General features: G+C 38.3%; 10 protein-coding genes. All 10 read left to right on the top strand.

The window, feature by feature from the left end:
• Nucleotides 1-236: 236 nt before the first annotated feature.
• On the top strand, nt 237-1,511 hold the full coding sequence (gene icd, locus NSQ14_RS13175) for an NADP-dependent isocitrate dehydrogenase (RefSeq protein ID WP_041846464.1): 1,275 nt from the start codon (nt 237-239) through the stop codon (nt 1,509-1,511).
• 267 nt (nt 1,512-1,778) lie between these two features.
• Nucleotides 1,779-2,711: a malate dehydrogenase gene (gene mdh, locus NSQ14_RS13170; RefSeq protein ID WP_041846465.1), complete on the top strand. Its 933-nt coding sequence runs from the start codon at nt 1,779-1,781 to the stop codon at nt 2,709-2,711.
• Nucleotides 2,712-2,961: 250 nt separating this feature from the next.
• Nucleotides 2,962-3,672: a response regulator transcription factor gene (locus NSQ14_RS13165; protein WP_034771647.1), complete on the top strand. Its 711-nt coding sequence runs from the start codon at nt 2,962-2,964 to the stop codon at nt 3,670-3,672.
• Nucleotides 3,669-5,441, top strand: coding sequence for a two-component system histidine kinase PnpS (pnpS, locus tag NSQ14_RS13160; RefSeq protein ID WP_041846466.1), 1,773 nt, complete (start codon nt 3,669-3,671; stop codon nt 5,439-5,441). Before NSQ14_RS13165 ends, pnpS begins: the two co-directional genes overlap by 4 nt.
• Before the next feature lie 330 nt (nt 5,442-5,771).
• Nucleotides 5,772-6,767 carry an FtsH protease activity modulator HflK gene (gene hflK, locus NSQ14_RS13155; RefSeq protein ID WP_041846467.1) on the top strand — a complete coding sequence of 332 codons (996 nt, stop codon included), beginning with the start codon at nt 5,772-5,774 and terminating at the stop codon, nt 6,765-6,767.
• Nucleotides 6,760-7,692: a protease modulator HflC gene (hflC, locus tag NSQ14_RS13150; RefSeq protein ID WP_034771642.1), complete on the top strand. Its 933-nt coding sequence runs from the start codon at nt 6,760-6,762 to the stop codon at nt 7,690-7,692. Before hflK ends, hflC begins: the two co-directional genes overlap by 8 nt.
• 192 nt (nt 7,693-7,884) lie before the next feature.
• A complete protein-coding gene (polA, locus tag NSQ14_RS13145; protein WP_041846468.1) occupies nt 7,885-10,515 on the top strand; it encodes a DNA polymerase I in 2,631 nt (876 codons plus the stop codon).
• Nucleotides 10,516-10,704: 189 nt separating this feature from the next.
• Nucleotides 10,705-11,538 carry a DNA-formamidopyrimidine glycosylase gene (mutM, locus tag NSQ14_RS13140; protein ID WP_041846486.1) on the top strand — a complete coding sequence of 278 codons (834 nt, stop codon included), beginning with the start codon at nt 10,705-10,707 and terminating at the stop codon, nt 11,536-11,538.
• A gap of 115 nt (nt 11,539-11,653) precedes the next feature.
• A complete protein-coding gene (gene ytaF / locus NSQ14_RS13135) occupies nt 11,654-12,295 on the top strand; it encodes a sporulation membrane protein YtaF (RefSeq protein WP_041846469.1) in 642 nt (213 codons plus the stop codon).
• Nucleotides 12,296-12,509: 214 nt separating this feature from the next.
• Entirely contained in the window at nt 12,510-13,109 is a 600-nt protein-coding gene (coaE, locus tag NSQ14_RS13130) for a dephospho-CoA kinase (protein WP_041846470.1), read from the top strand.
• Nucleotides 13,110-13,776: the final 667 nt, after the last annotated feature.

The following is a 13,776-nucleotide window of genomic DNA, read 5'->3' as shown; positions in this document are numbered from 1 at the left end:
TTTTTGATAATGGAGAATGAATCTCCTACTCTAACGGTAAGCCAAGAAACCCTGCCAGCCCAAATGGAAGAATGGTCGGAAAAGGTTAGCCAGATAAAGTCGTTTTGTTCAGCTGACAATTAGTGGGGATATTATTTTTTCCATTGATTGCAGCTTTACTTTATAAATAAAAAGATAAAAAGGTTAGGAGATGTTTACTTTCCTAGCCTTTCACCATGAAATTGGAGGGAACTAACATGACAAAAGGAGAAAAAATTACGGTTCAGAATGGGGTACTAAATGTACCGAACAATCCAATCATTCCATTCATTGAAGGAGACGGGACCGGTCCGGATATCTGGGCTGCTTCATCACGTGTTCTTGATGCAGCGGTGGAAAAAGCTTATGGCGGTCAAAGAAAAATTGTGTGGAAAGAAGTTTATGCCGGTGAAAAAGCTTTTAATAAAACCGGTGAATGGTTACCGGAAGAAACATTGGATGTCATTCGTGAAAATATAATTGCCATTAAAGGTCCGTTGACTACTCCGATTGGTGGAGGGATTCGCTCTTTAAACGTTGCCCTTCGTCAAGAGTTGGACCTATTTGTCTGTTTACGTCCGGTTCGTTGGTTTGAAGGTGTTCCTTCACCGGTAAAACGTCCACAAGATACAGATATGGTTATTTTCCGCGAAAATACCGAAGACATTTATGCCGGTATTGAATATAAAGAAGGTACACCGGAAGTGAAAAAAGTAATTGAATTTTTACAAAATGAAATGGGTGTAAAGAAAATTCGCTTCCCGGAAACATCCGGAATTGGTATAAAACCTGTTTCAAAAGAAGGTACAGAGCGTTTAGTACGTGCTGCGATTAACTATGCCATAAGAGAAGGCCGCAAATCCGTTACTCTTGTTCACAAAGGTAATATTATGAAATTTACAGAAGGTGCGTTTAAAAACTGGGGTTATGAATTGGCGGAAAGAGAATTCGGTGATCAAGTATTTACTTGGGCTGAATACGACCGCATTAAAGAAACTAACGGTATAGAGGCTGCAAACAAAGCTCAAGCGGATGCAGAAGCGCAAGGGAAAATTATTGTCAAAGATGTCATTGCCGATATTTTCCTACAACAAATTTTAACTCGCCCGCGTGAATTTGATGTTGTTGCTACAATGAACCTAAACGGTGACTATATTTCTGATGCATTGGCTGCTCAGGTGGGTGGAATTGGTATTGCACCGGGGGCAAATATCAACTATGAAACCGGTCATGCGATTTTTGAAGCTACTCACGGAACTGCGCCGAAATACGCCGGATTGGATAAAGTTAATCCTTCTTCCGTCATCTTGTCCGGTGTGTTAATGCTGGAACATTTAGGCTGGAAAGAAGCAGCTAATTTGATTATTCAATCTATGGAAAAAACGATTGCCTCAAAGGTTGTTACATATGACTTTGCCAGACTGATGGACGGGGCTACTGAAGTGAAATGTTCTGAGTTTGGGACAAAATTAATTGAAAATATGGGTGAATAAACTGTTAACAACTTTTGCAGAAGTTTATAGGAGTGGGGACTTCTTTTCTTCTGCAAAACCGTTTTGTTATAAATAAGCATGGCGAACAAAGAGGAAGGAGCTCCTTCTATCCTCTGAACAAAAGTATTTTTTATTAAGAACGATTTTTTTATGACTTGGTCGATGGGGAGTTTTATCACGATAAGTTTTTTAAATTTGTTTGGGAGAAAGATTTTGAAATCTTTAGTTCTAAACTAAATTTCATTCAAACTAAGGGGGATATTTAAAATGTCAAGACGTAAAATTTCTGTCATTGGGGCTGGATTCACCGGTGCAACCACTGCCTTATTTATCGCTCAAAAGGAACTGGGGGATGTCGTTCTTGTCGATATTCCGCAATTGCAAAATCCGACAAGAGGAAAAGCTTTAGACATGTTGGAAGCGAGTCCTGTACAAGGATTTGATGCCAATATTATCGGTACGTCCAATTATGAAGATACGAAGGATTCAGACATTGTTGTTATTACAGCGGGGATTGCCCGTAAACCGGGAATGAGCCGCGATGACCTTGTGCAAACAAATCAAAAGATTATGAAAGCTGTTACCCATGAGGTTGTTAAATATTCTCCTAATTGTATCATCATTGTTTTGACAAACCCGGTGGATGCGATGACCTACACGGTTTATAAAGAGTCCGGACTTCCTAAAAGTCGGGTGATTGGTCAGTCCGGTGTATTGGATACCGCTCGCTTTCGGACATTTATCGCCCAAGAATTAAATATTTCTGTTAAAGATGTAACAGGTTTTGTTTTAGGCGGGCACGGTGATGATATGGTACCACTAGTACGTTACTCCTATGCTGGTGGAATTCCTTTAGAAAAACTGCTTCCAAAAGAACGTCTTGATGAAATTGTTGCCAGAACAAGAACCGGTGGCGGAGAAATTGTTAACTTGTTAGGAAATGGCAGTGCATACTACGCTCCTGCAGCCTCCCTTACGCAAATGGTGGAAGCTATTATAAAAGACCAACGTCGTATTCTTCCCGCTATTGCCTATTTAGAAGGTGAATATGGTTTCAATGGAATCTACTTAGGTGTTCCGACGATCCTCGGTGGCAATGGAATTGAAAAAGTCATTGAGCTTGAACTAACAGAAGAAGAAAAAATTGCATTAAACAAGTCAGCAGAATCAGTTAAAAATGTACTTGGTGTTTTAGTATGAAGTCCATCAATGGGGGTTTTACTGCCCCGTTAAGGTTGGATAAAAAGCAGTAACAACAGGCCTTTCCGTTTAGGAGGGCTTTTGTTATTTTAATTGACAGCCGGGAGAACATGAATATTCTATAAAAGGGTAAAAATCTTGAAAGACACAACTAGTACAGGTATATTTAAATCAACCGATAAATAAATAAGTGTAATAAATACCAGTAGTGGAAGTTGGGGCTTCAATAATTGATGGAGGAGTTTAGTGGATGGATAAAAAAATACTAATTGTCGATGATGAAGAATCCATTGTTACGTTATTGGAATATAATTTACGCCAAGCAGGATTTGATGTGTTGACGGCATATGATGGTGAAGAGGGATTTCAAAGAGCTAAGACCGAATCCCCGAACTTAATTGTACTTGATTTAATGTTGCCAAAAATGGATGGTATGGAAGTATGTAAAGAGTTGCGGCGAGAACATATACATACCCCTATTCTTATGTTGACAGCAAAGGATGATGAAATCGATAAAGTTCTTGGTTTGGAATTAGGTGCCGATGATTATATGACAAAACCGTTCAGTCCAAGAGAAGTTGTTGCCCGGATTAAAGCAATTTTACGGAGAACAAATAATTTTCCTGAACAGTCAGAAAAGGAAGGGGATAGCATAAAAATTAATATCGGCAACCTTGAAATATTTCCGGACCGATATGAAGTATTTTTAAGCGGGGAATTGCTGGAGTTCACTCCGAAAGAATTTGAACTGCTCTTATATTTAACAAAGAATAAAGGACGTGTATTGACCCGTGATCAGTTATTAAATGCAGTTTGGAATTATGATTTTGCCGGTGATACAAGAATTGTTGATGTTCACATTAGTCATTTACGGGATAAAATTGAGGCAAACTCGAAAAAACCGCAGTATATTAAAACCATTCGTGGACTTGGCTATAAATTTGAGGAGCCAAAAGTATGAAAAAATTGCGCTATCGATTATTTCTTGCGCTAATTGTATTAGTTATTTCTGTATTTATCGGTTTAGGACTTTTGCTAGGTCAATTATTTAAAACCTATTATATCAACTCTTTCTTCGATGAATTTCAAAAAGAGGGGAATTTGATTATACAGCAAATAGAAGACCAAGGAGGGACTTCTACCCTTCAAACCGATCAAATTAAGAAAGCAAAAGAAATGATCAATGCCAATATAACCATTTTATCAACAGATGGTAAAGTGATTTATGATATTGGTGAAACTGCCGAAAAATATAAAGACCATCATGATGTACTTTCCGATATTGTCAAAGGTATCCAGACAAATAAAAACGGAAGGAAATATATTGGCAGTGGATTGGATATTTTTTATTGGTGGGATGTCATTGAAATCAATGGCAAGGTGGACGGTATATTAGTTATCACATCAGAGCTGGATGAACTAACGGTTGCTCATAAACAATTATGGCTATTGCTGTTTGTTATTCTTGGCTTGGCATTTATCGTCATTTTATTTATCGGATCAAAAATTACGAGAAATTTTATAAAACCGGTTGAATCGGCCACCAAAACAGCTATTGAGTTGGCTAAAGGAAATTATCAAGCCCGGACATATGAATATACATATAATGAGTTCAGCAAGTTAAACTCTTCACTAAATATTTTAGCCAGAAACTTGCAAAGGATTACCAAGGAACAGGAAATGCAAAATGACCGGTTGCGTGCCGTCATTGAAAATATGGGAATACCACTTATATTAATTGATGACAAAGGTTGTATTATTTTAACCAATCAAATGTACAAAGAAATGTTTCGGGTTGAAGAAACCGAAATAATCGGAAAGACTTATTTGGAAGTTTTCGAACATGAAGATGTAAAACAAATTATTGAACATATTTTCATGACAGAGCAAAAAATCCGTAGACAAATTACGATTCCAATTCATATCCAGATGAAAAATCTTGAAGTGTACGGCGCACCAATTATTAGTTCAAATAATGAATGGAAAGGGATTGTCCTTGTTTTTCATGATATTACTGAGATCAAAAAATTAGAGAAAGTTAGAAAAGATTTTGTCGCAAACGTTTCTCATGAATTAAAAACACCGGTTACGTCAATTAAAGGATTTACCGAAACATTATTAGACGGGGCGCTTCATGATGAAAAGGCATTGGAGTCTTTTTTAAATATTATATTGAAAGAAAGCAATCGACTTCAATCTTTAGTATATGACCTGCTCGAATTATCGAAAATTGAACAAGAAGATTTAAAATTAAATATTAATCAAGTTGAAATGAACAAAATGATTCATGATATTGTTGATTCTTTGAGAAAACGTGCTGAAGATAAACAAATTGATATTCAAATATTTGAAGAACGACCTTTAACAGTTGAAGGGGATTCATTACGTTTGCAACAAATTTTCATCAATCTACTGTCAAATGCCATTGCATATACGTTGCCCTCGGGTAAAGTTGAAGTTCACATTCAAGATGATGATGAATTTGTTGTTATTTCCATTGCCGATACGGGAATTGGCATTGAAAAGGAGGAAATTCCGCGTATTTTTGAACGATTTTACCGGGTTGATAGGGCACGCAGCAGGAACTCCGGTGGTACCGGTTTAGGCCTGGCCATTGTCAAACATTCTGTGGAAGCACATCATGGCGAGATTCATGTTGAAAGTGAAGTTGGTAAAGGGTCAAGATTTATTGTGAAGTTATGGAAAATCATGCCAAAAGTCATAAGATGACATGACCTAGTCGTAATAGTTATAAACGATCAGGAAAAACAGTTTAATTTACAAACAATTAACAAAACCTCCACATAGAATTTAAATTGGCAGTATATATTGGTTATGAAAACCCCAACGTCCAAGAACTGGATGGATAGAGGGCTGTCCTATGGTATAATGTCTGTCTTCTCGTAAACGGAACAACGGGAACAGAGCAGACAAAAGCCATGTATAGGACAGTCTTTTTTTATTTTCTGGCTGCGAAATCGCCGGACCAGAAAATTTACTGAAACCTATCTGTTAATTGATCCGTATATATTTGAAACAGTATCTAGAGAGGGAGATTATATGGTAAATCTGAAACAGATTTATACAGTTGCGGGGATTGTTATCGGGATTTTATTACTCGTACTAGTCGGATTCACATCTTGGTATACGGTTGATGAATCAGAGCAAGCGGTTATTTTAACATTCGGCAAGGCAGAGGATACAGTAACGGAGCCTGGTTTAAAGTTTAAATTCCCTTGGCCGATTCAAACGGTAGATAAGCTGTCCAAGGAAACATATAGTCTACAATTTGGCTATAAGGAAAAAGGCGGGAAGGTAGTTTCAGAGAATCAAAATGATACAAAAATGATTACCGGTGATGAAAATATCGTTTTGGCAGATCTTGTTGTTCAATGGAAAATCACAGACCCGGTTAAATATTTGTACAATTCGGAAGCACCACAAGAAATCTTGTATGATGCGACAAGTGCATCGTTACGTAGTATTATCGGGAGTTCGAAAATTGATGATGCATTAACATCAGGCAGGGCGGATATTGAAGGGAATGTCCGAGAAATTTTATCAGATTTGGTCACGAAATATGATATAGGCATTACGATTTTGGCTGTAAAATTACAAGATGTAGAATTGCCAAATGATGAAGTCCGAGCGGCATTTACCAATGTAACTGACGCAAGAGAAACGATGAACACAAAAATTAATGAGGCACAAAAATATCGTAACCAAAAAATGAATGAGGCTGAGGGAGAAGTCGCTGCGATTATGTCAAGAGCACAGGGAGACAAAGCCGCACGTGTTGAAGCAGCAAGAGGGAGTGTATCCGTTTTCAACCGTTTGTATGAACAATATAAAAGTAGTCCGGATGTGACCCGTGAACGGTTAACAATTGAAACGATAGAACAAGTGCTTCCTAATGCACAAATTTATATTATGAATGATGATGGTGAAACATTGAAATATTTACCGATTGCTCCGCTAGAAAGAAAAGAGAATAACGCGAACGAGAGTCAAAGTTCAGGAACAAAACAGGAAGGAAGTGAAAAAAATAATGAGTAAAGGTAAAGTAATTGATATGGAGAAAAAAAGAACAGATATTCCATTTCGAAAATGGATTAAAACCGGTATCGTTATTTTAATCACTTTACTCCTGCTATTCTTGATATTTACCAATATTTTTATTGTAAAAGAAGGGGAGTATAAAATCGTTCGTCAGTTTGGAGAAATTAAACGAGTCATCAGTGATCCGGGCATTCATATAAAAGTACCGTTTATCCAGACCGTCACAACATTGCCGAAATATCAAATGACATTGGACGTCGAGCAGTCGGAAATTAATACGAAAGATAAGAAAAGGATGATTATCGATAACTATGCGATTTGGAAAATTGAAGATCCTGAAAGCTTAATTATAAATGCACGAACGATGGAAAGTGCCGAAGCAAGAATGGAGGAGTTTGTCTATTCCGTTGTCCGTTCTGAACTTGGTCAGTTAAACTACGATGAAATTATAAATGATGAAAATTCATCTCGCGGAAGCCTGAATGACCGGGTAACTGAGCAAGTAAATGAACTTTTGAAGAAGGACCAATATGGGATAGTCGTATCCGATGTCCGTATTAAGCGCACCGATTTGCCTGCTGAAAACGAACAATCCGTTTATACCCGAATGATCAGTGAGCGGGAATCTACGGCTCAGGACTATTTATCTCAAGGGGATGCGGAAAAAAATAAAATTATGGCTGAAACCGATCGAGAATACCAAGAAATGATTTCCAAAGCGAAAGCAGATGCCGAGGTAATCCGGTCAGAAGGGGAAGGGGAAGCTGCACAAATTTATAATGAAGCTTTTTCGAAAGACCCGGAATTCTACCGTTTGTTTAGAACTTTGGAGTCGTATAAAAAGACAATTAATGACCAAACTGTCATTATTTTACCGTCCAACTCTCCATATGCGAGATTACTACAAGGATATGTCGAATAAGTAGACTTTCGTAAATTGATCATGCGGTCGTTTTCCTTTCCCTTCATTCCATGCTAGAATAAGGTAAGGAAAACGGCTATTTCTTTTATTCCGTATACTCGGTTCATCTATATTTGGCTTTTGAAACATATGATAAGAAGCCGGATGCAATCTACAATATTAGCGAGTGTCAAAAGAAACGGGGGTTATATTTTGAATAAGAAAGTAGTTTTAATTGACGGAAATAGTGTCGCATACCGTGCGTTCTTCGCCTTGCCGCTATTGAATAATGATAAAGGTATACATACAAATGCTGTTTACGGATTTGCCATGATGCTGGAAAAAATTTTAAAGGAAGAAAAACCAACACATATATTAGTCGCTTTTGATGCAGGAAAAACGACTTTTCGACATGAAACTTTTAGTGATTATAAAGGTGGTCGGCAAAAAACACCCCCTGAATTATCCGAACAATTTCCATATCTTCGTGAATTATTAAAAGCACACGGAATTGCTCAATACGAACTGGAAAATTATGAAGCCGATGATATTATCGGAACATTATCGAAACAAGCTGAAGAAAACAATTTTGAAGTACGAATCGTTTCCGGTGATAAAGACTTAACCCAGCTGGCTTCTGAAAAAACAACGGTCTTAGTTACCCGTAAAGGTGTTACCGATATTGAAAAATATACACCTGACCATATAAAAGAAAAGTATGGCTTAAGTCCGGAACAAATTATTGATATGAAAGGTTTGATGGGGGATGCAAGCGACAATATTCCCGGCGTTCCAGGTATTGGGGAAAAAACGGCTATCAAACTGTTAAAACAATATCATTCGGTTGAAAATTTATTAGAGTCGGTTGACCAAGTAAGCGGGAAAAAATTGCAAGAAAACTTATCGACTTACAAAGATCAGGCATTAATGAGTAAGCAATTAGCGACGATTTTTCGTGATGCGCCGATTGATATCGGATTAGCTGACATTAATTATCAAGGTGCAAACACAGAAAAGCTTGTTTCACTATATAAAGAACTCGGCTTCCAATCTTTTCTTGAAAAAATGGATTCGTCTGTTCAGATTGAAGATCAGAAATTGGAAGAAGTCGAATTCGAATTTGTAAAAGAAATTACCGAGGAAATATTACAACAAAATAGTGCGCTATATGTAGAAATCATTGAAGATAATTACCATTATGCTCCAATCATCGGGCTGGGGCTGGTCAATGATACAGGAAATTACTATCTTCCGGTTGATGTCGTAAAATCTTCTTCGGTTTTTAAAGCATGGCTTGAAGATGAAAAAACGAAACTTGCCGTATATGATGCGAAACGAACGATTGTTTCATTACAAAAACTTGGTATGGACGTAAACGGATTTGACTTTGATTTACTAATCGCCTCTTACTTATTAAATCCGTCCGAGACAATCCAAGATTTTAGTGATGTCGCAAAAGCCCATCATTACAACCAAGTATTAGCAGATGATACAGTTTATGGGAAAGGGGCAAAACGGACATCATTAACGGATAAAGAACGGGCTGAAACCATCGTTCGAAAAGCCTTGGCCATTTACCATTTAAAAGATCGCTTGATTGATGAACTGAAGAAAAATGAACAATACGAGCTATTTATCGAACTAGAAATGCCGCTGTCGAGAATTTTAGCGGAAATGGAAAGCACCGGAGTAGCAGTTGATGTAAACCGTTTGAAAGAAATGGGAGAAGAAATTAAAAAACGGTTAAATGAGATTGAAGGAAAAATTCACCAATTGGCCGGTGAACCATTCAATATCAATTCCCCGAAACAACTCGGTGTCATTTTATTTGATAAACTAGGTTTACCGGTCATTAAAAAGACAAAAACCGGCTATTCAACGTCAGCGGATGTATTGGAAAAATTGCAAACGGAACATGAGATTGTTGATCAAATTTTAACATATCGCCAACTTGGTAAATTACAATCAACGTATATTGAAGGCTTATTGAAAGTCGTTAATCCGGAAGACGGAAAAGTCCATACTCGTTTTAATCAAGCGTTAACCCAAACCGGGCGGCTCAGCTCCACCGATCCGAATTTACAAAATATCCCGATTCGTTTAGAAGAAGGACGAAAAATCAGGCAAGCATTTGTCCCATCGGAAAAAGGTTGGGTGATGTTTTCGGCGGATTACTCGCAAATTGAGTTACGGGTACTTGCTCATATTTCGGGAGATGAACGATTGATCGATGCCTTTAAACAAGGCCTTGATATTCATACAAAAACGGCAATGGATGTCTTTCATGTTGCTCATGATGAAGTGACAAGTAATATGCGAAGACAGGCAAAAGCAGTCAATTTCGGTATCGTTTACGGCATCAGTGATTATGGTTTGTCGCAAAACTTAGGGATTACAAGGAAAGAAGCCGGTCAATTTATTGAACGCTATTTTAAAAGTTATCCGCAAGTTAAACAGTATATGGAAGATATCGTCCAAGAAGCAAAACAAAATGGATATGTCACCACATTATTACACCGGAGACGTTATATTCCTGAAATCACGAGCCGGAATTTCAATGTGCGCAGTTTTGCCGAGCGGACAGCCATGAATACACCGATTCAAGGGAGTGCCGCTGATATCATTAAAAAAGCAATGATCGATATGGCCGAGAGATTAAAGACGGAAAAATTACAAGCACGCCTCCTTTTACAAGTTCATGATGAACTTATCTTTGAAGCGCCGGAAGATGAAGTGGAAAAATTAAAGGAAATTGTTCCGGACGTTATGGAGCATGCGCTTGAACTTAAAGTGCCATTGAAAGTTGATTATGCTTACGGTCCGACATGGTTTGATGCGAAGTAAAACGAATGCCTTATACTAGAAAAAAGCCGGCCATAGTAAAAAATGGGCTGGTTTTCCTTAAGGCATGTCTAATTTCCCTCCCAAGCCTTCGTATTACTCTGCGGAATTTTGATTTTGCGCATTTTTGCAAGACCGTTTACTTGTGATTTTGCGCATTTCGCTTTAAACAATGAAAGGAAAGGAAAACTTATGCCGGAATTACCAGAAGTTGAAACAATCAAACGAACACTTGAGGCAATCGTCCTCGGGAAAACAATCAAGGATGTAAAAGTATTTTGGCCAAAGATAATAAAAAACCCGCCAGATGTTGAAGAATTTATCGTTTTATTAAAAGGGCAAACGATACAAACAATGGGAAGAAGGGGAAAGTTTCTCATATTTTACATGAATGATGTTGCACTTGTCTCTCATTTACGGATGGAAGGAAAATACGGACTCTACCCGAAAGAAGAACCTTTTGATAAACACACTCATGTCATTTTTTCATTTACCGATGGGACCGAATTGCGATATCGGGATGTTCGAAAGTTTGGAACGATGCATATTTTTCCAATCGGTGAAGAAATGAACCATTTACCGCTCAGTCAACTGGGACCGGAACCGTTTGCCAAAGAGTTTACAACAGCCTACTTTGCAAAATCACTAGCAAAAACGGCGAGAATGATTAAACCGGTTCTCCTTGATCAAACAATTGTTACAGGACTCGGCAATATTTATGTGGACGAAGCTTTGTACCGGGCCAAAATACATCCCGAACGGCTTGCCAATTCATTATCAAAATCTGAAGTTAAAAGATTGAGAGAGGCCATCATTGCCACTCTAGCAGATGCAGTCGAAAAAGGGGGAAGTACCATCCGTTCCTATGTGAATTCCCAAGGGCAGATAGGTATGTTCCAATTGGAGTTAAATGCCTATGCTCAGAAAGGGAAACCGTGCAAAAACTGTGGCACCCCTATTGAAAAAATAAAAGTCGGCGGGCGTGGTACTCATTTTTGCCCAAACTGCCAAAAAGTAAAAATATAAACCCATTTCCTATTGATGAACTTCCAATCATCAGGTTATTCGCCTAAGAACCACGAACATTGGACAAGCTCCTTTCATACGATAGGATAGCAATCGTTGAAAGGAGCTGTTCCATTTGGATCTATTCCCACTCTTATTACTCGCATTGGCTGTAAGTATTGATAGCTTCAATGTCGGATTTACCTATGGCATGAGAAAAGTGAAAATTCCGCTTCATGCCATTTTCATCATTGCTTGTTGTTCCGCTTTTTCCCTCTATTTCGCATCGATTATCGGTAGTCACTTTGGAAAAATCCTTACCCCGCATTTGACGGAAACCATTGGAGGAAGCATCTTTATCCTTTTAGGTGCTTGGGCATTATTGCAATTTTTCCGTACAGCGGATGACAAAACGGATTCAATTGAAAACGTTCATGAAAAAATTTTGGTTAAGTTTGAACTGAAATCAATCGGTGTTGTTATTCAAATTTTGAAAAAGCCGATGACCGCTGATTTAGATAAGTCCGGTTCGATTAACGGATATGAAGCTGTCTTGTTAGGTACAGCTCTATCTCTCGATGCTTTAGGTGCCGGTTTTGGTGCATCAATGTTAGGTTTTTCACCAATTTTACTTGCCGCTTGTGTTGGGCTGATGAGTGCCATCTTTGCTACAACCGGCATTAAATTTGGTGCAACACTCGGTTCCAATCAATTATTTAAGCATTTTTCGTTTATTCCCGGTTTATTACTTATCTTAATTGGCATATGGAAAATCTAAATTGACGATTTGTCCAAAGTGAATTGTCGGAAAGTATGTTGAAACGTATCTAAATTGGTGATATGTCCAAAGTAGCGTTTCCGTAAAGCATGTTTAAACTTAATTTATTTGATATATGAAAAATTCAAATTTGATCCTAGTTGGTTCCCCTTGATAAAAATGGTAAAATATCAGTATGTGAGCTTTTAGAATGGGAAATAAAGAGGGGATGAAGTTGTCATTGGTTATCGGGATTACCGGAAGCATCGCAACAGGAAAAAGTACGGTTTCGAAAATGATTAAGGAATTGGGCTATACCGTTGTCGATGCTGATATCGTAGCCAGGGTTGTCGTCGAACCGGGGGAGGAAGCTTATCAAAAAATAGTCGAGCATTTTGGTGAAGAGATCCTGCTTGCAAACGGAGAAATCGACCGCAAGAAATTAGGGGATCTTGTGTTTCAAAATGAAGAGAAACGACTGTTATTAAACTCTATCGTCCATCCGGCAGTTCGAAAAAAAATGAATGAAGAAAAGGAATTAGCATTTCGTCGTGGCGAAAAGGTTGTTTTTCTTGACATTCCTTTGTTATATGAGAGCAATTTGACGTATATGGTTGATAAAGTACTAGTTGTTTATGTTGATCAAACGACACAACTGGAACGTTTGATGAACAGGAACCATTTGACAAAAGAAGAAGCGCTGGCAAGAATCACATCACAGCTTTCCATTGAACAAAAAAGGGAACGGGCGGATGCTGTTATTGATAACCGTGGAACAATTGAACAAACAAAAACTCAATTACTATCCATCTTAAAAGATTGGAAAATATTATAAAGCGAGCTTTCTTGGTAGGAATCAAGGCTTCCTGATGGTTTAGAGGCAGTACTTACCGAGAAAGCTTTTTTTGGCTAATAGGAAAGTATAAATTTTTCAATTTCTACTTTCCTAACGCATAAGTGCTCTTGCGGCTCTGCTTTCGCCTAAAGGCTCGGCAATCGCCGAGTTTTCTTTATACTATAAGAAAGTATAAAAATACAGGTAAATAACTCGGGATTAGTTTTATTGTCTAGCTCCGAGCGCCAGCGACTGAGAAACTAACTCCCCTTTAATGTGCTCCTGCGCCATAGCCTATTCGAGGAAGCGGATGTTCAGCTCGTCGCAAAGCTTCATGAAGTATATCAAGGAAGATTACTCATGAAGTTCACTCTAGGAGTAGCTTCACTACGATAAGTCAACATCGGCTCGTCCCTCGCCGTGTTTCCTTTTCCTCGAAAAAGCTAATCGCTTTTTCTTCGTGCGATGTCGATTCGAGGAAGCAAATCTGTTCTCATTGCGGGGCGCTCCAGTTTGTACGTCGCTAAGCGGGCGCTCTGCGCTTTTCTTATGTTCTAGAGGTCCGTCTTGTGCACATTTTTCATTTTTCATCGCTGGATTTGGCACCCAGAGTCTTTCCTTGCGACTATTTCATTTCATTCACTGCTGAAATTGGTCTCAAGAGCCG

It is taken from the genome of Caldifermentibacillus hisashii, from assembly GCF_039654145.1.
Taxonomy (GTDB): domain Bacteria; phylum Bacillota; class Bacilli; order Bacillales; family Caldibacillaceae; genus Caldifermentibacillus; species Caldifermentibacillus hisashii.
Note: the sequence above shows the minus strand (reverse complement) of the source record. Positions and strands in the feature narration are given on the sequence as shown.

Coding starts and splice junctions, on each gene's coding strand:
- hflC (WP_034771642.1), top strand. CDS start 6,760: ATGAGTAAAGGTAAAGTAATTGATATGGAGAAAAAAAGAACAGATATT.
- NSQ14_RS13165 (WP_034771647.1), top strand. CDS start 2,962: ATGGATAAAAAAATACTAATTGTCGATGATGAAGAATCCATTGTTACG.
- hflK (WP_041846467.1), top strand. CDS start 5,772: ATGGTAAATCTGAAACAGATTTATACAGTTGCGGGGATTGTTATCGGG.
- pnpS (WP_041846466.1), top strand. CDS start 3,669: ATGAAAAAATTGCGCTATCGATTATTTCTTGCGCTAATTGTATTAGTT.
- icd (WP_041846464.1), top strand. CDS start 237: ATGACAAAAGGAGAAAAAATTACGGTTCAGAATGGGGTACTAAATGTA.
- mdh (WP_041846465.1), top strand. CDS start 1,779: ATGTCAAGACGTAAAATTTCTGTCATTGGGGCTGGATTCACCGGTGCA.
- mutM (WP_041846486.1), top strand. CDS start 10,705: ATGCCGGAATTACCAGAAGTTGAAACAATCAAACGAACACTTGAGGCA.